General features: G+C 50.5%; 18 protein-coding genes. 10 read left to right on the top strand and 8 right to left on the bottom strand.

Going from position 1 to position 20,621, the window contains the following annotated elements; translation table 11 throughout:
- Nucleotides 1-78: 78 nt before the first annotated feature.
- Entirely contained in the window at nt 79-1,464 is a 1,386-nt protein-coding gene (locus HMPREF9412_RS10090) for an MATE family efflux transporter (protein WP_009591393.1), read from the bottom strand.
- A gap of 415 nt (nt 1,465-1,879) precedes the next feature.
- On the opposite strand from HMPREF9412_RS10090, the gene HMPREF9412_RS10095 reads away from it, so the two are divergent.
- Complete coding sequence (locus HMPREF9412_RS10095; protein WP_009591397.1) at nt 1,880-2,500, top strand: DUF1796 family putative cysteine peptidase; 621 nt, start codon at nt 1,880-1,882, stop codon at nt 2,498-2,500.
- A gap of 180 nt (nt 2,501-2,680) precedes the next feature.
- The gene (locus HMPREF9412_RS10100) at nt 2,681-3,496 is read left to right on the top strand and encodes a hypothetical protein (RefSeq protein WP_139083921.1); all 816 of its coding nucleotides are present in this window, start codon (nt 2,681-2,683) and stop codon (nt 3,494-3,496) included.
- Between the two features lie 118 nt (nt 3,497-3,614).
- On the opposite strand, the gene HMPREF9412_RS10105 is transcribed toward HMPREF9412_RS10100, so the two are convergent.
- Nucleotides 3,615-4,205 (bottom strand): hypothetical protein, encoded by a 591-nt coding sequence (locus HMPREF9412_RS10105; protein WP_009591401.1) that lies wholly within the window; start codon nt 4,203-4,205, stop codon nt 3,615-3,617.
- 172 nt (nt 4,206-4,377) lie between these two features.
- Nucleotides 4,378-5,214 (bottom strand): helix-turn-helix transcriptional regulator, encoded by an 837-nt coding sequence (locus tag HMPREF9412_RS10110; protein ID WP_009591404.1) that lies wholly within the window; start codon nt 5,212-5,214, stop codon nt 4,378-4,380.
- A 122-nt stretch (nt 5,215-5,336) separates the two neighbouring features.
- Between HMPREF9412_RS10110 and HMPREF9412_RS10115 the strand changes: the two genes are divergently transcribed.
- Together HMPREF9412_RS10115 and HMPREF9412_RS10120 are read left to right on the top strand one after the other, a co-directional pair.
- Complete coding sequence (locus HMPREF9412_RS10115; RefSeq protein ID WP_009591371.1) at nt 5,337-6,332, top strand: Gfo/Idh/MocA family protein; 996 nt, start codon at nt 5,337-5,339, stop codon at nt 6,330-6,332.
- A gap of 23 nt (nt 6,333-6,355) precedes the next feature.
- Entirely contained in the window at nt 6,356-7,297 is a 942-nt protein-coding gene (locus HMPREF9412_RS10120; protein WP_009591366.1) for an aldo/keto reductase, read from the top strand.
- Nucleotides 7,298-7,436: 139 nt separating this feature from the next.
- On the opposite strand, the gene HMPREF9412_RS10125 is transcribed toward HMPREF9412_RS10120, so the two are convergent.
- The 4 genes from HMPREF9412_RS10125 to HMPREF9412_RS10140 all read right to left on the bottom strand — a co-directional run bounded on the left by HMPREF9412_RS10125 (nt 7,437) and on the right by HMPREF9412_RS10140 (nt 9,862).
- On the bottom strand, nt 7,437-7,979 hold the full coding sequence (locus tag HMPREF9412_RS10125) for a DUF6022 family protein (RefSeq protein WP_036671857.1): 543 nt from the start codon (nt 7,977-7,979) through the stop codon (nt 7,437-7,439).
- Between the two features lie 127 nt (nt 7,980-8,106).
- Nucleotides 8,107-8,691: a TetR/AcrR family transcriptional regulator gene (locus tag HMPREF9412_RS10130; protein ID WP_009591353.1), complete on the bottom strand. Its 585-nt coding sequence runs from the start codon at nt 8,689-8,691 to the stop codon at nt 8,107-8,109.
- Nucleotides 8,692-8,962: 271 nt separating this feature from the next.
- Entirely contained in the window at nt 8,963-9,418 is a 456-nt protein-coding gene (locus HMPREF9412_RS10135) for a VOC family protein (protein ID WP_009591368.1), read from the bottom strand.
- A gap of 123 nt (nt 9,419-9,541) precedes the next feature.
- A complete protein-coding gene (locus HMPREF9412_RS10140; RefSeq protein ID WP_009591369.1) occupies nt 9,542-9,862 on the bottom strand; it encodes a hypothetical protein in 321 nt (106 codons plus the stop codon).
- Between the two features lie 132 nt (nt 9,863-9,994).
- On the opposite strand from HMPREF9412_RS10140, the gene HMPREF9412_RS10145 reads away from it, so the two are divergent.
- Together HMPREF9412_RS10145 and HMPREF9412_RS10150 are read left to right on the top strand one after the other, a co-directional pair.
- Nucleotides 9,995-10,276 carry a GNAT family N-acetyltransferase gene (locus HMPREF9412_RS10145; protein WP_009591380.1) on the top strand — a complete coding sequence of 94 codons (282 nt, stop codon included), beginning with the start codon at nt 9,995-9,997 and terminating at the stop codon, nt 10,274-10,276.
- Nucleotides 10,277-10,492: 216 nt separating this feature from the next.
- The gene (locus tag HMPREF9412_RS10150; protein WP_009591376.1) at nt 10,493-13,504 is read left to right on the top strand and encodes a PAS domain S-box protein; all 3,012 of its coding nucleotides are present in this window, start codon (nt 10,493-10,495) and stop codon (nt 13,502-13,504) included.
- A gap of 113 nt (nt 13,505-13,617) precedes the next feature.
- Here the strand turns inward: HMPREF9412_RS10150 and pepF are convergent, their stop codons facing one another.
- Nucleotides 13,618-15,417, bottom strand: a complete 1,800-nt coding sequence (gene pepF / locus HMPREF9412_RS10155) for an oligoendopeptidase F (protein WP_009591361.1) — start codon at nt 15,415-15,417, stop codon at nt 13,618-13,620.
- Between the two features lie 555 nt (nt 15,418-15,972).
- On the opposite strand from pepF, the gene HMPREF9412_RS10160 reads away from it, so the two are divergent.
- The 4 genes from HMPREF9412_RS10160 (at nt 15,973) to HMPREF9412_RS10175 (ending at nt 20,254) form a co-directional block, all read left to right on the top strand.
- Entirely contained in the window at nt 15,973-17,934 is a 1,962-nt protein-coding gene (locus HMPREF9412_RS10160) for an endonuclease MutS2 (RefSeq protein WP_009591347.1), read from the top strand.
- An 89-nt stretch (nt 17,935-18,023) separates the two neighbouring features.
- Nucleotides 18,024-18,542, top strand: coding sequence for a GNAT family N-acetyltransferase (locus tag HMPREF9412_RS10165; protein ID WP_009591352.1), 519 nt, complete (start codon nt 18,024-18,026; stop codon nt 18,540-18,542).
- Between the two features lie 124 nt (nt 18,543-18,666).
- On the top strand, nt 18,667-19,530 hold the full coding sequence (locus HMPREF9412_RS10170; protein ID WP_009591392.1) for a class I SAM-dependent methyltransferase: 864 nt from the start codon (nt 18,667-18,669) through the stop codon (nt 19,528-19,530).
- A 4-nt stretch (nt 19,531-19,534) separates the two neighbouring features.
- Nucleotides 19,535-20,254, top strand: a complete 720-nt coding sequence (locus HMPREF9412_RS10175) for an RluA family pseudouridine synthase (protein WP_009591383.1) — start codon at nt 19,535-19,537, stop codon at nt 20,252-20,254.
- Nucleotides 20,255-20,621 lie beyond the last annotated feature (367 nt).

Below are 20,621 nucleotides of genomic sequence, written 5' to 3' on the forward strand. Positions count from 1 at the left end.
CACAACGATTGCCATTCAGAACAGCATGCAAAAAAGCCCCGCCAAAACGGGGCTTTTCTTCTTAAAATTAAATAATGGCTAAATCAGTTTATGCGCATACCATTTCTTTCCTCGGAAGCGCCATAGGAAGACGGCTCCCCTTACGCCCCATTCGCAGTTCATGGCCAGCCATACGCCGAGAATGCCCCAGCCCAGAACGATTCCCATAATATAACCGAGAATCACCCGGAACAGCCACATGGTCAGCATCGAGGTGATCGACGTAAACCGCGAGTCGCCTGCCGCACGCAAGGCCGATGGCAGGATAAAGCTAATCGACCACAGCGGCACCTGCACAAGCGTGTTGATCAACAGCACCACGAACAGATCGTTCACGATTTCCGGCGGCGGATTGAACAGTCCCACCAACGGCCGGTAGAGCGGCATCAATATCAGTCCCATCAGGGCCAGCGAGAACGCGCCCAGCCAGAGAAAAGATTTGATGAACTTGCGGGCATCGGCAATATCTCCGCGGCCGATGCATTGACCAACAACGGTCACGATCGTTAAGGACAACGCGCTGGCCGGAATTTGGAAGACGGCCGCAAGCGATGACCCGATTGCGTTTGTTGCAATGGCATACGTGCCCAGGCTGACGATAAACACTTGGGTTAACAGCTTTCCTCCGTTAAAGAACATCTGCTCGGCCGCGAACGGAAGCCCGATAAACATAATTTTGCGCAGCATCGATATCGGAAAATGAAACAGGTCCCGCAGGCGGATATGCAGCGTCGCGTCTACTTTAAACAGATAATATAGCGCGCAGGCCGCCCCGGCAAAACGGGCGATGTTGATGGCCAGCGTCATGCCCATAACGCCCATATTCAGCAGCGTGATGAACACGATGTTCAGCAGAACGTAGAGCAGGTTCATGATCAGCGACAACGCCAGTGAGGCGCGGGTCTTGCCAATACCCCTCAGCGCGCCGCAGACCGCCTGCACAATCGCAATCCCGAGAAAGGAAGTGCTGCTTCCGATCAGATAAATCCGCGCACTCTCCAGCACTTCTGGCGACGCTGAGCCGAACAGGAGAGTCAGCACCGGCTGGTGAAGCCCGATGATCAGGAGCGCGATCGCTAAAGCGATCATCGCCACCGAAGTTACCGTGGCGGCGGATGCCCGGGATACCATCATCGCGTTGCCGCTTCCTTTATACTGCGCCACTACGACGGTACCCCCGGTTGCAACCGCCACAAACACATTAATCAAGAAGATGTTCAAGGAGTCCACCATGTTCACGGCGCTGACCGCCGATACGCCGGACGAGCTGATCATGGAGGTATTGACCAGGTTCAAACCGATAATAAACGCCTGGTCGATCAAAATCGGGAAAAATAAAGCGAAGATCTGCCGGTAGTCCATCGACTCTCCGGATAAATGATTGCTGAGCAAACCGTTCATTCGGGTTCGTAATCGAACCAACATCTGTCATCACATTCTTTTCGTTGTAATATAAAAGAAAAAACTCTTCATGCGAAGAGCTTCAGGCTTACGGTATTTAAAAATGGCTGCCGTAACCGTCGCTTGGGAGAGCTCACTCCCTCACCAAGGGGACCGATACGGATGAATTCATTTGATCCCGGATAAACCCCGTCTTTGATTGGAGGATATCACCAGACCCGGGTTCTGTCAACGAATGCAAGGCACAGGAAATGACCGTAAACCGCTGATAAACGGAGCTTCATGGAAGCTTGCAGGTGATAACCCTTTATGTTCCGCTCCCTCAGCTAACATCAATGCTGATTTGGCGGTCCCCGAGCCTTTCCTTGGTCACAACTCCATACCAACACTATCAAGCTGCATATGATATCCAATGATAGATAGGAGGAGGTCTGGTAGCATGACAACCCCAATGGAGTTCGATGCCGTGTTCAGCCTGGGGCACAACTGCCAGGTTGCCGCTCAGCTTAGAAGAAACAACCTGCGTCGCATGGCAGGTCCATGGGACTGGTTCAACTTCGCTTCAACCCGTGAATTTTGCAAAGTCATCCATCAACAATTCAGCGAATTCATGCTCCGGGAAAACCTGGACATCTACGGCAAATCCGTCAACTGTTATTATGTACGCGACAAACGATCCTCTTGTTTATCCTTCCACGACTTCCGGAACGACCCGAAGGAGCAGCCGCTATATGACTACCCTGCTTTCCGCGAACGTCTGGATCGAAGAATCGAGCGTTTTAACCGCTGCTTGAATTCGGATCGGAAGACGCTTCTCGTGCGCATCATCCCGCATAAAAAGGATGCCGAAACGATAGAGCAGGTTATTCGCGAAACATACGCCAACCCGAACGTAACGCTGTTATTTGTCCTGATTGGCGACCATGAACAAATCGTAAATCTTCCCTCGTTCTCGGATCGGGTGCTCATCAAGCAAATCCCGAAGGGGGCGACCTGGGAAGGAAATTCGGATGCGTGGAAGACCCTCCTTGGTGGGTTTTCGCTCACGACAGGGGAATAAACGTTTGACAAAATCAGATTTTTCCCGTATATTTACAAAAAGAAAGTCAAAAACCCTTACGAAGGAAGCACCCGTAAGTCTGGCGTTTATTACGCCTTTCTAACGGGTGCTTTTTGTCGTTGGGGGAGGTTCCCCAGCATGATCTTTTGGGCTGGAATGATAATGAGAGAAGGAGCGATTATGATGTTTAGAAGATTATGGTTCTCAGTCCTTGCCATGGTACTGCTGCTCACCCTTACCCCCATTCCTTTCGCGAATGCTGCAGCCATTGAGTTCACCGATTCGGTTCAAGCTCAATTGAATGCCACGGCAGACCGGGCAGGCGGAACCGTTCGTTCGAAACTGAAGAAGCAGTACGATGATTTTAAGTCGGAACGGAAACAGGCCATGGATTGGGACGATCGAATTTCTACCCTTCGTTATGCGAATGAAGCCAAAGCTTCGGAAACTCGCAAACGAATCAGCGAAATCGACAAGGACAAAATCCGCAGGCTGGAGGATCAGCTCCAAGCAGCCAAATCCAAATACCAGCCGCTGTTTGATACCTATTCCGCGCTCAATAAACAAATCGCCGCAGCCAAAAAACTGAAGGACAAATCGCTATCCAAAATGCTGAAGTCGCAGGCCGGCGGCATGAAGCTCCTGGTTGCCTTGGGACGTGAGGATATTCGAAACAAGCAGGCGGCGCTTACGGCGGCCAAGAAAGAGAGAACCTCCAAAGCGGCTAAAATCCGTTCCATCCTGTCCGAGATCGATCCGTACAAAAGCAAGATCAAAGGCGATAAAAGCGCTATTACTACGCCCAATAAACTAATGACAACCGAATGGAAAAATTTCAAAGCCGCCGTAAAGGCCAATGAATCCGCCAGAACCAGCGATACCCTGTCCAGGCTGCTGACGCTCTCAGGGCAGATCCTGACCAAGAAGAAAAGCATCTTTACTTACGAACAAAAAATCGAGTCCGTCATCGCGCGCGCTAATGCACAATTAAGGTAACGTTTTACCGAGTCCATCCTAGATATAGAGACATTTCGGCAATGCGATGATATAAGAACCCCCTTCCACCATGGGTAGAAGGGGGTGATGTTTTAAATAAAGATTCGCATTTTATAACTCATCGAGCAACCGTTTGGAGAGGGTATTGGCATCCAGCTAATCTGAATTGATCGAGCAGTGGATAATCATATAACATCCCTTCATAGATAACCTCAAACGCCGGATGCTGAAAGAAATCATTCGGCGTTACTGCCGAGGAAGGCCGATCCCATAAATGGATTCTGCTTTGCTTCATCGCTTCCGCGACGAATTGCGAACAGAAATAGGATCGTTCCCTCGTAATATCGAGTCTCATCAGCACGCCGAACATACCGATGAGATTATAGCCATAGGCTTCCTCTTCATCCTGGTAATGCCGGATCACGCGTCTTGCCGCGTCATATTGCTGAGGGGTGACTTCGAGACGAAGCAGAGCGCAGCGCGTGCCGGGGAAGTGGCGAAAAGTTCCTTCATACACATCCTCCTCCACGAATCCTCCGACCCAAGGATTGTTGGCGCACTTTCGTCCGAAACTGAACACTTCATTCAAGTTCTCGTCGAGCGCCAGCGAGGCATGATTATAAGGCGCGGCAGTGATTCGTTTGATCAATTTCGTAAACATCGTTCCCGTATCAGTCAGTAGAACATATATATTTTTGTTATCGGACATTTGGCTTTCCCCCACATACATTGATGAACTATTCATAGAATCCGGATTTCGTCAAATCCTTCGTTAACTTCATTGTAGTTGAGGCAAGCCGTTTCCATAACCGACTATAGGTGTGATTAGGACCTGGACCTAAGTCGAGTTCTTACCTGACCTGATGACGTAATCCATATAACTATACCCCATACAAGCGACGATAGGAAGATGGCGTCATGCCTTCGTGCTCCATAAATCGCTTGTTAAAGTAACTGACGCTCGGGTAACCCGCTTCCACTGCAATTTGTCCGATCGTTTTATCTTTATGATCGAGCAGCCATTGCTTAGCCATCTGAAGACGGCAGCGCGTCACAAAATCCATCGGCGTCATCTCCATGACATTGCGGAATAATTTACAAAAATAGTACGTGGATACGCCTAGCCTAGCCGCCCACTCTTCCAAAATAAACGGCTGTGCAGCTTCCTGCTGCATGATGGGCAGCAGCTCGTGAATCCGGTTCGCCGAATTGTTGGATTTATTATCCGATAAAGAGGAAGCCTGTTCAACGAATACGGCTAACAAGGAATACGTCAAGGTGGACAATTGCGCAGGCTTCAGCATGCGATGGGTTTCCGCCTCAATCAAGAGCGCTTCATGCGCTTCCTCAAAGACCGCCGGCTGCCGAATGCTCCAAAGCTGGCTTTTATGAAATCCGCGCTCGATGAAATAATTCTGCAGGCCGCTTCCATAAAAATGGAACCAGCGGACATCCCAAGGATCGTCCTCGCTGCTGTAATAATGCTGAGCTTGCATGGGAAAATACAGCACAGCTTCCCCTGGGCCGAGCGTATGAACGACATTGTCGATTTCAACATGCCCTTTTCCGGAAGCAACATAGTGAATATTGAAATTGTTTAAAGAACCGGCTGCCCGTGTCACCGTGTGATCCGGCTCATCCCGGTAGATCCCTACCGATTCCGGCAGACAGAAGAACGGCATTTGCGGAAGGGTCAGCAGATGGCTTTGTCGTTTCATCTCCATCCTCCTATAATGACAATATTGTTGTATTACACTACAAAATAATATTATATCAATTTTATTTCCTGTCTTTTATAATCGCAATATAATCTTAATAAGTTGTATAGGAGCTGATGAACATGACTCAAAAACTTCGTTGGGGGATACTTGGTTGCGCCAGCATTGCCAAACGTTCGGTCATACCAGGTCTGCAGCAATCCCGTCTCAATGAAGTCGTTGCCATTGCCAGCCGCGACCAGTCAAAAGCAGAGCAAACCGCCGAGGAACTGAAGATTCCGACTGCATACGGCAGTTATGAGTCCTTGCTTGAGGATTCTTCCATAGATGCGGTCTATATCCCGCTACCTAACCATCTACATAAAGAGTGGAGCATCCGTGCAGCGGAAGCCGGCAAACATATACTGTGCGAAAAACCGCTGGCGCTGACGGAAGCAGAAGCGGCCGAGATGGCTGACGCGGCCGCGACAGCGGGAGTGATTCTCGCCGAAGCCTTTATGTACCGCTATCATCCGCGATACGACGTGCTGAAGGAAGTGATCGACTCCGGTGCCATTGGGGAAATTCGGGGCATTCGCAGCGCGTTTACATTTAACAGCTCGGCCAATCATGGAAACGTCCGGTTTCGCAAAGATTGGGGCGGCGGTTCGATTTATGATGTCGGCTGTTATCCGATCAATGCCGCGCGCATTCTGCTGGATAAAGAACCGGAAGCGGTTACCGTTCAAGCCTTCTTCTCGCCTGAGCATGATCATGTCGACATGATGGCCTCCGGTTTGATCGAATTTGATGGCAACGTTGCCCTGACCTTTGATTGCGGCATGTGGGCGGCTTATCGGAACCCACTTGAAATTGTTGGCACGGATGGCCTGATTGAAGTCCCATACGCCTACAGCCTGCCTGAGAACGGAGCAAACTTCTTCTTAACGACCGGCGATGGACGCAAAGAAATCGAGGTTCCTCATGCAAACGCATACAGCGAACAAGGTGACCGGATAGCGGAAGCCATTATGTACGACAAGCCTCTCCGCTACTCGACGGAGGATGCGGTTCGCAACATGAGAGTCATCGATGCCTGCCTGCAATCTGCCCACGAACGTACGAGAATCGTGCTGTAAATTCACTTAAGGAGGAGATGAACATGAAATATATATCAATCAAGGGATTAAACAAACCCGTCTCTGCGCTCATGAAAGGAACGGACTATTTCTATCATGATTCGTACGAGAAAGCTGCCGCCAATATGGATGCTTACCTTGCGATCGGCGGCAATTCCGTTGATACCGCTCATATATACTGTGGCGGTCAGAGCGAAGAAGTCATCGGCAGGTACATGCAGGAAAGGGGGAACCGGGATCAGCTCGTTATTCTGACAAAGGGGGCTCATCATGACCAAAACGGCCCTCGAGTCAGCAAAAAAGACATCAGAAACGACATCACGACAAGCTTCGAAAGACTCCAGACGGATTTCATCGATCTGTACGCATTGCATCGTGACGACCCTGAGGTTCCGGCGGGGGAAGTCATCGAGGCTCTGAACGAATATATTGCGGACGGCAGTGTAGGCGCCATCGGGGTATCCAATTGGACCTGGGAACGCATTCGGGATGCCAATGCCTATGCCGACGCAAACGGCTTGGTCGGCTTTTCCTTCAGCAGCCCGAACCTCAGCCTGGCCAAGCCGAACGAACCTTTCTGGAAAGGCTGCGTCTCAGCCGATGCGGAGACGATGGCTTGGCATGAAGCCGAGCAGTTTCCGCTGCTCTCCTGGTCTTCCCAAGCGCGAGGATTCTTCACCGGGCGATTCACGCCGGAAATTCGGGACAACGCGGATCTTGTGCGGGTATTTTACAGCGATGCGAATTGGGAGCGGTTAGAGCGCGCCAAACAGCTGGCCGCTTCGAAGAATGTGACAGCCATACAGATCGCGCTCGCTTACGTACTGAACCAGCCCTTCCCTACCTGCGCGCTGATCGGCGCGCAATCGGCCGAGGAATTGAAATCCTGCGACGAGGGTTCGAACATCCAGCTGACTAAGGAAGAATTAGATTGGTTAGACCTGACGATTGATCAACGATCTTGATTCCTAACGATAAAGACGCCTTGAGCCAGGATAACGTCATCCGGCTCAAGGCGTCTTCTATTTTCAATTAACGTCATCAACTCAGGCATGGAGGCCCACTCTGTAATCAGGTGTATGAATCCGCGGTGCCGGGTTCCGCCTACTCCTTCAAACTCCGCAGATATTGTTCATATTCTGCCGTAAATTCGAGCGCCTCCCTAAAGTCCGGCGACTTCAGGGAAAGGACCGCAACGACGTCTTCCTTGCCTGTCTCATGCAAGGCTAGAATACGCGGCTGCCTTGGGACGCGAAACTGGGTATGGTCGTGATATACGATCGTGACGATGGTACCTAGCGGCTTTTCCTCCGGTGACAAAACGGTGCTCCACATCCAGCGCTGCTGGTCGGTTCCTTCCTCGCTTCCCCATTCCCTTGAAATGTCGAAGTCGCCCGGGAATTTCGGTGCGGGACGTATTCCCATTTCCTTGAGCTGCCTGTGTACCGGCAAGAATAACAGGTTTAAATACGTCCCGTACGCCATATCTCCACCCTCGTTGTATGCTCTTAGCAGTTTTTCACGGTTATCGGTAAGCACCTTTTCCCAGTTCTGTTCAATATGTTCGGAAATATAGCTTCCGATGGCTTCGATCGGGTTGTCCTGCTGTGCTTCCAAAAATGCTTGCAGCGGTTTCAATGGATTCATATTAACCCTTTTCCATTTCATGGATTTTTGGATGTACCTCTCCAGCTTACAACATTCATGCAAATTGTAAGATTTGCTGGATATCCGGCCCATATTAGGGGCGAACCTTCTCATATGCTTTAAACCCTTAAACCCTGAATCCCTGCAGCATGCCGGCAATCACATGCATGGTTTCCTCGATGCCTTTATCCGTTTCCGGCATTTGTGCCACCCACAGCGAGCATTCGTTTAAGGCTCCGGACAGGGCATGCGTCAAGGCATCCACCGGAGCGGCCTTCATCATTCCCTGATGCTGCATCGAGGCCAACTGTTCCCTCAGGTGACTCATCGAATTCTGCTCGTCCATCTCGCGCCATGACTCCCAGCCTGCGACACTCGGGCCGTCAACAAGCATAATGCGCTTATTCTGCGGTTCGACCACGGTCGCAATAAAGGCCCGACATCCAAACAGCAGCTGATCCCAAGGATCCACGTAACGGTCGGCTTCTGCCTCCACGCGCTCCCCAATTTCCGTCTGCACTAATTCGAGCACGGCGAGAAACAGCCCTTGTTTATTCTTAAAATGATGATACAGCGCTCCGCGGGTAACATTAGCTTCGTCGGCAATCTCTTCTAAAGCCGCATGGGCATAGCCTTTTTCCGTAAATTGTGCCCTGGCCACCTTTAGCAGCAGCTGTATGGTTTCGTTCGCTTCGCTTTTGGTTCTTCTCATAATTGCGTTATTCTCTCCTATGCATCATTCGGATGCCCTTCTCAAGGACGACGGCCAGCACTTACTGGTCTTACACCCTTCACCGTGGGACTTAGCGAATGCTGACGGATCCATGGTCCGTATAATCAAATGATCCCGGATGTAAAAGTCAGCGGCTTGCGGCTTTTAATAAATGCCCCCAAGGAAGCTCCGGTACATGCGGCTTACCTCGATCTGACAGAATATTCGCAAGCACTCTTACCGAAGTAATCCTTCTGCGCGGAGGATGTACTCATTCGCCAGTGCCGTCATCCTTCGTGGACCACACCTCTTCATTATACTGCTCCATAAAGGCTTGGGAAGGTGGAATGATTTTAATCATATCGATCAGCACCCCATTCGGGTCACTGATAATAAAATGCCGCTGGCCGAATTCTTCATCACGAATGTCCAGATGAAGCGGCAGCTTTTCATGGTTGACCAGCCTTTCGTACTCGGCATCCACATCCTCCACCTCAAAATTGAGAATCAACCCCTGTACACGCTGCTGATAGGCAGGGGGAACCGTCGGATGATCCTTGGACAGGATCGCCAGCTCGTAAGCGATGGGTCCCTCGATTCCCTTCTTCAAGCTTACATACCAATCCGCTTCAAAAACAACCTCAAAACCAAACAACCGTTTGTAAAAGTCTGCGCTTTCGGCAATCTGTTCTGTCATGATGACGGGATAAAATCCTAGAAGTTTCATTTGGAAAACATCTCCTTGTATATGGAATGATCCCAATTTAACATACATACAGTATGTATGTAAACATCATTTTTAAAATTTTCCATAAAAAAAAGAACCTGCGGACCGCAGGTTCTTCGTTTGCTACCACAACAAGCTGACAGCCAATAAATTGAACAATGCTAAAGGCAATATGACGTTAGGATTGGGCCCGTATGGCACAAATGGAGGGTATCCCGGGAAGAAACCTCTGTTGCCTTGTTCTACAAGAATGTACACATTCTTTGCATCGACATTGATGACGATACCTTCAATGGCTTCATCATCCATCGTATGCACTCTTACCTTGCGATTCACCACGTTTTTCATGGCCGAATGGGCGCTTTCTCTATGTTTCTTCATGGAATGCACCAACTGGTGATCGCATTGAAACAGCATTTGCGGTTGAGTTGAATATTGGTTCATGTTGCTCCTCCTTCATTCTCTTCTACCCGCATTGTATGCAATTGCCCTCTCAAGGGTGTTCGCCTATCCGGAATCCGTTTAATGCACCGCCGATACGGGTATAGTACAACCAGATGAAGGAGGTTAAACATCATGGACAAACGAAATATACAAGCGGGCCCAAGCAGCTTTTATATGGAGGACAACGGTAAAAAGGTAGCCGAAATTTCCTACTCCCCGCAAGGAAACGGAGTGATCAGCATCGATCATACCTATATTTCTCCAGGGCTTCGGGGTCAAGGCATTGCCGATGAGCTCGTTCGAAAAGTGATCGGATACGCCAGGGAAGAAAACTTGAAAATCATCCCCGCTTGCTCCTATGCCGGGCATTATTTTGATAAAAACCTCGATGATCGCGTACTACTGCACAAGTAAATATGCTGCGAAAACAACAATGGCAAACATGCATTCAAAAATGAAGCATCTGTTAGCTTGAACTTGGCCAGCCATAAGAATGCTCCCCTTATCGGTTGGCTTTCGCGCGCCCGAATTTCCAGTCAATATTTAACTTTGGTATTTTCTATTGCGATAGAGGGATCCAATCCTCTATGATCAAATGGTATAGCTTAGCTTAGGGAGGCAATTATTAACATGATGCAAACAGCGGAGAATTGGGTCTGGGAACAGATGTTTGACAAATTGCCTTTTGGGGCGATCCTGATTTCTGCGGTTGACGAGCCTGTTGCGATGGTGAACGACCGATTCTGCGAAATAACAGAAACCAAGCGTTCTAACCTGCTTCAACTCAAACCTTCCGAAATTCAAGTTCTATCCAACCTATCTATTCAACAGACTTTAGAATCATTCATATATGACCCAACGTCCACTCTCTCAAGAGATTCTTATTTTATCCGCCAAGACGGGCGCCAAATGCATGTCACTGTGAGGATCTCCCTGCTGGAGCACCCCGCCCAAGACAGGACACCGTGGATCATGTGCTGCCTGGAACCCGGAACCGTGCAGGAGGGGTCGACTTTGCCGGCGATCATCAAGAATGAAGAGCTGCTGGCACTGATTTCGAAAAGTGGACAAGACCTTATATCCATCAGCAGCGCGGACGGCATTATCGAATACATCTCACCTTCTGCCACCGACATACTGGGGTACACCCAAGAGGAGATGATTGGCCAACACCGCGGTAAATACTACCATCAAGTCGATTCCGAGCAAATGAAGGAACCAGGCAAACTATTTTCGGAGAAAGATAGTTTCGTTCGACGCATTCGCCATAAGGAAGGACATTATTTATGGTTTGAAACGTCGTTTCAGCTCATTCGGGGAGCTCAAGGTGAAATTGACAAGGTACTGGCCATAGGACGAAACATAACCAAACGAAAAACGGATGAGGATACGCTGGCCCACGCGCAGCGGATTGCCAAGATCGGTTCCTGGCGCTGGGACTTGATCACGCATACGCTTACCTACAGCGATGAAATGAGGCGAATTTACGGATATCAGATCAATGCCATCGAACCGAATCATGACACGCTGATGTCCCTGGTCATTCCGGAGGATCGCGAACGGCTGGAACAGGTTGTGCGCACAGCCATACAGGGTAAAGCAGACGAAATCATATACCGGATCCAGCTTAAAGACGGACAAACCCGGACCATCAGGGCCCAGTGGGAGGTCTCCGTTACGAACGAAGGAAGACCCATGGAGATGGTCGGCATGGCACAGGATATTACCGAACAGGTGATGATCGAGCAGCAGTCGCTGGAGAATGAGAATAAGTACAAGCTCATCACCGAAAATTCGCTCGATTTCATTTCGCGAAGCACCATCGACTGCTTTACGTTTCTTTACTGCTCGCCTTCCTGCTACGCCCTGCTCGGGTATCGCCCCGAAGAGATGGTCGGCACCAGTTCTTTTGACTACGTATACGCTGAGGATATTGCGCCGCTACAGGACTATTTAGAAAATTGCCTGGAAGGCAAAATGCTCACGCCGATCACCTTCCGCTATATACATAAGGATGGCAGGCACATCTGGTTTGAGGTCAATTGCAAGTACATCAGCACGCAGGACGGACAGAAAAATGAAATTATTTCGATTGCCCGCGACATCTCCGAACGAAAATTAATGGAATTTAAGCTGAAGGAAAGCGAGCAGCGCTACCGCTCCCTGTTCGAGTACAATCCATCCGCCGTATACTCCATGAATTTGGACGGTGATTATATAACGGCCAACCAGAATCTGCAGGAACTGACGGGATATACGTTAGACGAGCTAATCGGGATGTATTTCGGTCCGATTGTGGCGGAAAAAGACATGGCTCGCACGCTGTTTCATTTTAATCAGGCAAAGGAAGGCATACCCCAAAGCTATGATCTGACCATCATTCATAAGGATGGACGTCCCATCGAAATCAATACCATCAACATTCCGATTTTCGTGGAAGACGAAGTCGTCGGCGTTTATGGCATTACCCGGGACATCACCGAACGCATTCGGACGATGGAAGAGATCAAGAAGCTCAGCCGGGAGCTCACCCTGTTGCTGAATACGGTATCGGAGGGCATCATCGGTCTGGACATTCACGGGCAAGTCGCTTTCATCAATCCAGCCGGGGCAGCCATGCTGGATTACGAACCGACAACGACCATTGGACGGCCGTGCGACCAGATCATCAAAGAAATTCGCCATGACGGCACTTTCTATCGGGGGGAAGATTCTCCTCTCGTTCGGGCAGTCAAACAAGGCGTACCGCTGTCCAGAGCCGAAATCGTACTCTGGCGAGGAGACGGTACGAGCTTTTTGGCCGATTATCAGGTCAATCCGATTTGGGATCAAGGAGAGCGCAAAGGCGCCGTCATGGTATTCCGCGATATTACGGACGAGAAAGAGATCATCCGCGCCAAGGAGAACGCCGAACGGGCGGATCAAGCAAAGACGGAGTTTCTCACCATGATGAGCCACGAGCTCCGGACGCCGATGAACGGCATTATCGGGATGATTGAGCTGTTAAGCACGACAGAGCTCGACGAGGACCAACAGAATTATATCCATATTCTCATGGAGAGCAGCGGCTCGCTGCTGCACATCCTGAACGAGATTCTCGATTTCAGTAAAATCGAGACCGGCAATATGACCCTTAATCATGAACCGATTGATTTGCGCTCCTTGCTCGAAGTCGTCGTTGATTTATTCTCGGCCAAGGCCAAGCAAAAAGGATTGTCCTTATCGTTCATCAACAGCGCCAATGTCCCCGACGTGATTATCGGCGATGCCCTGCGGCTGCGGCAGGTGCTTGTGAATCTCATCAGCAATGCCATCAAGTTCACGCATGAGGGCAGCATAACGATGAGCGTGGAAGGACTTCGCAGGACGGGCACCCAGGAGTTCACGCTTGCTTTTCAAGTAAAGGATACGGGAATCGGCATAGCGCCTGAGCTCCAGCATCAGCTGTTCACCTCCTTCTCGCAGCTGCATCCATCCTTGAACCGTAAATATGGCGGTACCGGATTAGGGCTTGCGATCAGTAAAAAGCTGGTTGAGCTGATGGGCGGCGTCATTGGCGTCGAGAGCCGTGAAAATGCCGGTTCTTCCTTCTATTTTACGATTCCGACCCATACGCTGCAGGATGATCACACGGACCAGTGACATTCGGTCACTTTTCGTCCTCAATCTATCTACGTCAAAAAAGGTGATCCACGGCTTCTTATGCTGTGGACCACCTTTTTTTCTCGTTTTCGCACCGAGTGATCGGTTTCGTTCTATTGGTACAGGGACTCCAGTTCGTCTACCAGCCTGCCTACATAAGCCACCGCTTTGGAGATCGGCTCCGACGTGGACATATCGACGCCCGCCATGGCCATCAATTCCAGCGGGCTCTTGCTGCCGCCGGCCTTAAGCACCTCAAGCCAGCGGTCCACGGCCGGTTGGCCCTCCTCGCGGATCAGCTGCGCCGCAGCCGTTGAAGCGGTCAAGCCTGCCGCATAGGTGTAAGGGTAAAGTCCCATATAGTAATGCGGCTGCCGCATCCAGGTAAGCTTCGCGCCTTCGTCCAGTTCAACGGCGTCTCCCCAGAAATCGGAAAGCACTGCGCCTTTCAGCTCGGACAGCTTGTCTGCCGTAATCGGTTCATCGGCCATCGCATGGCGGTACACCCTTCTCTGCATTTCCGCTTCCAGAAGGTGCGTCACGTAATTGTGGTAATAGGTGCTCAGCAGCTGGAGAATGATCCAGCGCCGCATCCGCTTATCCTCGGATTGACTCAGCAAGTGATCCGCCAAGAGAAGCTCGTTCATCGTTGACGGCGCTTCGATAAAATACATGGACGGACGGGCATTGGTGATGCGCTGATAGCGTGCTGCGAGCATCAAATGGCCCGCATGCCCTACCTCGTGTGCTAACGTGAAGGCATTGCGCATATTGTCCGCCCATGCCATCAGGATATAGGAATGCACTCCGTAAACCGAGGAACAGAACGCTCCGGTAGATTTGCCGATATTATCGGCATAGTCCACCCAGCGCTTGGAGAACGCGGATTCAACGATCTCGCCGTATTCGGGACCAAGAACCGACAAGGCGCTGGAAATGGTGGCACAAGCCTCTTCATAGGTTACGCTAGGATTGAAATCTGGATCCATCGGCGCTTTCAAATCGCAAAATAGCATCTGATCCAGACCAAGCTCGCGTTTCTTCAGCTTCATCAGCCTGCGCATATGCGGAGCAAGCTCCTTCAGAATCGTATCGTGGATATGATTGTACATATCCATTGTCACTTGCTGGGGCTTGAGCAGCATGTCCGTAACGGAGTCATACCCGCGAAGCCGGGACAGCACCACCTGTTTCTTCACTTCCGTGGCATACGCCTCGGCAAAAGTGTGACGCGACCCCTGCAGCGACTTCGCAAAAGACGCATAGGCTTCGCGCCGCAGCTCCGTATCCTCGGACATTTCGTAGGAATTCTCGTACAGACGGAACGAGACCGGCTTGGTTTCATCATTCACTTGAATGTCATCAAAGGTCATATCCGACAGCTTGCTGCGCAAATAAATGCGGTAAGGGGAACCGAGCACCTCGCCCAGCGATGCAAGCACGCTCTCCGTCTCAGGACTCAAGCGGTGAGGCTTGGACTCCAGCAGCAGCGTCATGCTTCGGGCATAAGGCGCCAGCCCTTCTTCCTTCGTTATGTAATGCTCGATGGTTCCGTCCTGGAGATCCAGCAGCTCCGATTCAATAAAAGTTAAGGAGGACTGGATGCGGGACAACACATCGCCCGTTTTGGCCGAATTCGCCAGGTTGGACGGATTGGTTCCGTCTTCCGATTGACGCAGTCTGGCATATGCCCCGACTCGGCCGATGCTCTCCATCAACGCTTCCTGTTCATTCAAGCATTCGAGAAGTACAGATGCACCATCGCCTAGCCTGCCCTTAAAACGCGTCAATCGAGCAGCTTGCGATTCAAGCGCTTTGAGACCCATTTCAAATTCTTCTTGCGAGACAAACAAATCATCCAGATTCCAGGTAGCCTCGATTGGAACCTCACTTCGTGTCAGCAATTTCCCCATGGATACAGCTCCTCTCATGTCATAAGCGATCACTGGCTGCTGCACGGCTTAAGGATTAGCAGCAGCGTCACCCTTTCATCTTATCACAGTTTTTTACGGGAAACGCATCCTCATTTAAGCCTTGACTTCCGACCGTGTTTATGGATATAGTTAACCCATACTCTTATCTAAAGGAGAGATTTTGATGTCGGTGGTCGTTCTTAACTAACCCAATTTCATATGGGTCGAAATGTAAAATTCTGGGCATTCCCTGTTTAGGGATATGTTTATTTTTTGATGGATTCTCATTTCGTCCGTTGAATTAGTTAAGAACTGCGGATATCAATTGAAGCCCCTTTAGGGTTTATTCCGATATGATATGGTCATCCGTGCTGAGTTCAGCACGGATTTTTTGGGTCCCCCCTCTTTACTCAGCGGGGTATTTGGAGCTGTCCCACGCCATATCCATCGGAATAACGGTCTTTGGGCGGAAAGCGAACCTGAGTAGTTCGCTTTCCGCCCTTTTTTTGCGTTGTAGTACCTTCCACCATTTTAGTCTAAAGGAGAATGTAACCCATGAAGACATTGGCATTAAACAAATTAGAATATGAGAAAATACGCACCGAACTCGAACGCTTTGCCGTATCCTATCTGGGCATTGCGCACATTCAGAAGATGGCCCCCCTCACCCAGATGAAGGCCATCCGTAATAAGCTCAATGAAACGGAGGAAGCCAAAACCCTGCTGCAAAGCGGGGCTAGCGTGCCTATTCCCTCACTGGAGGGCGTTGAGTTGATCCTGGATTTGCTTGGCACCGGATATGTCCTGTCCGAGCGCGATTTCGGCCATTTGGTCCAGTATCTCAGAAGCTGCCGTCAGCTCATTCAATATATGGCCGCCAAGAGCAGCATTGCTCCGACGATCAGTTCCTACGCCTCTTCCATGCATGAACTGCGCCCGCTCCTGTCCGAAATCGAACGCAGCATTCATGCCGGCCGCGTTGTGGATGGCGCCAGCAAAGATCTGGCGAAAATCCGCAAAAAAATTATCGTAACCGAGGAACGGATCAAGCGTAAGCTCGACAGCCTGATGAGCCGTTACAAAGGGATCATGCAAGAGCACGTCGTCAGCAAACGCGGGGGACGTTACGTGCTGCCTATCAAGAAGGAGCACCGAAAAGCCGTAAGTGGCTCGATTCTGGATGAATCGGCCAGCGGGCAGACGGTATTCATCGAACCAGCCGATATGCAGGGGCTTCAGATGGAACTGAACCACCTGCAAGCCGATGAGGTCCGGGAAGAAACCAAAGTGCTGAGCGATTTGACGGCACTCGTCGAGCAGTATCAATACGAACTGAGAACCAACGCCGATACCGTCGGAATCTACGACTACATCATAGCCAGGGGCAAATACGCGATTTCCATCGGAGGGCGGAATGTGGATCTGAACCAGGAGGGATTCATCCATCTGAAATCCGCGGTTCACCCTCTAATCGGCTCCTCCATGGTACCGCTGGACTTCACCATCGGGAAACGATATAAAACCTTAATCATAACGGGTCCAAATACAGGAGGCAAAACTTCAGCACTGAAGACGGTTGGGCTGATCACCATTATGGTTCAGTCCGGTTTGCTGGTTCCCGTAGCGGAGGGCAGCCATTGCGCCGTTTTTGACGAGGTGTCCGTCGATATCGGAGACGGGCAGAGTTTAGAGCATGCCCTGAGCACATTCTCGGCGCATATCCGCAACATCCGCGACATTTTGCAGACGGCCGGCCGCTCCACGCTGGTATTGCTCGATGAAATGGCTTCCGGAACGGACCCGGGTGAAGGCGTCGGGTTGTCCATTGCCATTCTGGAAGAGCTGTTTCAACGTCAAGCAACGGTCGTGGTCACTACCCACTTTACCGAAATCAAAAATTTTGCCGATCGCACGGCAGGCTTTGAGAATGCCCGCATGGAATTTGATGCCGACACCCTCGAGCCGCTCTATCGCCTGCGGATTGGTGAAGCCGGTCACAGTTATGCTTTTGTCATTGCTGCAAAGCTGGGGATTCCGGAAGCGATCATAGCCAGATCTCGGGAAATCACGGAGGCGGGGACGACAAGAAGTATTGCGGCCTACAGTCATGAGGATAGCTCGGACACCGAAGAACGGGCCGCTGAACCAACCCCGGGTGAATACGATTCCTACCCTATCGAGGGTCCGGATCAACCCTTAAACGACAAGAACAAAGAAGACGAAGCCCCCGCCTCTTCCCTTTATCAGCTTGGAGATCGGGTCTATGTGCCATATTTGAACCGAAGCGGCACCGTTTATGAAACCATGGACGCTAGAGGGCATATCGGTGTCATGATTCAACAGGAGCGATTGAAAATCAACCATAAACGGTTAAAGCCCTACATTGCGGCTAAGGACCTCTACCCGGAGGATTATGATCTGGATATCGTCTTTGAAAGCAAAGAGAACCGGAAGAAGCGCAATTTGATGAAGCGCAAGCATGTTGAGGGATTGCAAATTGAAACGAAGCCGGAGTAGCAATGCCTGACTAAATAGTTTGGAACGATTATACGTACACGGATAATGAAATGAAGAACCATGAACCATATGTTGAAGGAGAGATAACGATGAACATACGTACCGAAACCGAGAATGATTATGAACGGGTCAACGAGCTGCTCACCCAGGCTTTTTCCAGTCAGGAAGAAGCGATCCTGGTACAACGATTGCGGGAAGACGGAGCTTTCGAAAGGGAATTGTCCATGGTGGCTGAAGAGGACGGGATCATCAAGGGGCATATTATGTTCAGCCGGGCCAGCCTTCTTCACGGCGGTCATACCCATCGGGTAGCTGCGCTAGGACCGCTGGCTGTGCTTCCGAAGTATCAACGCCAGGGGATCGGCGGGAAACTGATTGAAGAGGGGAAACGGCGGTGTCTCTCGCATGGCTATCCGCTTGTGTTTCTGTTCGGGCATCCGTCGTATTATCCACGCTACGGTTTTGTCCAGGCCAGAAACCATGGAATCGATATATCCCAATTCGCCGTTTCCGATGAGGTGTTCATGGTCGCCGAGCTTCAGCAAGGCGCACTTCATAACCTTCATGGCGAATTCCGTTTTCATTCCGCATTCGAAAATTTGGGGTAAACCGAAATTCATAGACCCGTATCATCCGAGTGGTTGGGCCCAGGCGGGGAATCCTTGGTGGCATTCAGCTTTCAATATGTTGTACAATAAAGTCTAAATGACTATTTGAAGGATGGTTTTCAACATGTATGTAGCTCAAGGTTGGCAAGATTACGAGGTCATCGACACCGGTGGCGGTGAGAAGCTGGAGCGCTGGGGCGATGTCATTCTAAGGCGTCCGGATCCGCAGATCATTTGGCCGATTGAACGTGAAGACGGACAATGGCGAAATGTACACGGGCACTATCACCGCAGTTCGTCCGGCGGCGGGCAATGGGACATGAAAAAGCAGCTGCCGGATCGATGGACCATCTCGTACGACCAATTGAATTTTCATATCCGACCGACCAATTTTAAACATACCGGCTTGTTCCCGGAGCAGGCTGCGAACTGGCGCTGGATGATGGACAAAATCGCTTCCGCCGGTCGTCCGATCAGCGTGCTGAACCTGTTCGCCTATACGGGTGGAGCTACCGTCGCTGCGGCCTCTGCCGGTGCTCAGGTCGTCCACGTGGATGCTGCGAAGGGGATGGTTCAATGGGCCAAGGAAAACGCGGCATTGTCCGGCCTGGCTGACCGCCCTATCCGTTATATTACGGATGACGTGTTTAAATTCGTTCAGCGGGAACAGCGTCGGGGAAACAAATACGATGCGATTATTATGGATCCTCCCTCTTATGGGCGCGGGCCAAGCGGAGAAACGTGGAAGCTGGAACAAAGCCTGTATCCATTTCTCGAAAGCTGCATGAGCATCGTATCGGATAACCCGCTGTTCATGCTGATTAACTCCTACACGACCGGCATCTCCCCGACCGTTCTGAACAACATGCTCACCATGACCATGAAGCCGAAGTACGGCGGATTGATCAGCGCAGGCGAAATCGGATTGCCGATCACCCGCTCCGGCATGAACCTGCCATGCGGCATCCTGGGCCGATGGGAGTCCTGATTCGATGAGCAGACGGGGACCAGCATCGTATCCGGCCGTGCCGATTCTATTCGAGGATAATCATGTGTTGGGCGTAACCAAGCCGGTCAACATCCCCTCGCAGGAGGATGCTACCGGCGATCCCGACATGCTGACCATTCTGAAACAGGACATCAAGGAGCGTTATAACAAGCCGGGGAACGTTTTTTTGGGATTGGTGCACCGCCTTGACCGTCCCGTGGGCGGAGCGATGGTATTCGCCAAGACGTCCAAAGCCGCATCCCGATTATCGGAGGCCGTCCGCAGCCGCAGCTTCCTTAAGCAGTATGTAGCGGTCGTTCACGGTGTTCCAGCGAAAACTTCAGGCCGGCTCGTGAACATGCTGTACAAGGATGCTAAAACCAACACCGTCCACGTTACCTCCAAAGGGACGGACGGAGCCAAGGAAGCCATTCTGGATTATACGGTGCTCCAAGCAGCGGAAGGCGTAAGTCTTGTCCGGATCGAACTGCACACGGGTAGACCACACCAAATACGCGTACAGCTCAGCCATGCGGGTCATCCGCTGTTCGGCGATCAGAAGTATGGAAGCAAGGTGAACAAGGCCGGCCAACAGATTGCCTTATGGTCCGTATTGGTCGGATTCCCTCACCCTGTTACCAAAGAGGACATCTCCATTCGTTCCATGCCGCCTTCCGTTTATCCCTGGAGTATCTTCAATATGGACCAGCTGGGATCGACATGACGAACCTATCAATAAATGTAAAAAACGAAATCCATCATTGGATTCGTTTTTTTGTATGTTTACGCCTAATGCATGACTATGTAACGAATAACAAATATTGTAATATTTTATCCCTCTATCATAATATATTATCCCTTTACTTTTAACAAAGAATGGCAAAGAATAGTAACTAGAATAGTTTAACATTTTTTAGTTTATTTGTACAATCATGGTATAATCCTCATCTTGGGGTTTATATAGATCACGGCTGCCGAGGAGGAGGATGATCAAGGATAATTCATGAATGGAGTCGCTAGCCGGTTCGGTCCTTCATGTTTTGTGCAGAGCAAGTAAACCCGCAGCATAAGGAGGTTTGATCAGCAACAGG

Origin of the sequence: Paenibacillus sp. HGF5 (assembly GCF_000204455.1) — a bacterium.
GTDB lineage: Bacteria > Bacillota > Bacilli > Paenibacillales > Paenibacillaceae > Paenibacillus_AQ > Paenibacillus_AQ lautus_A.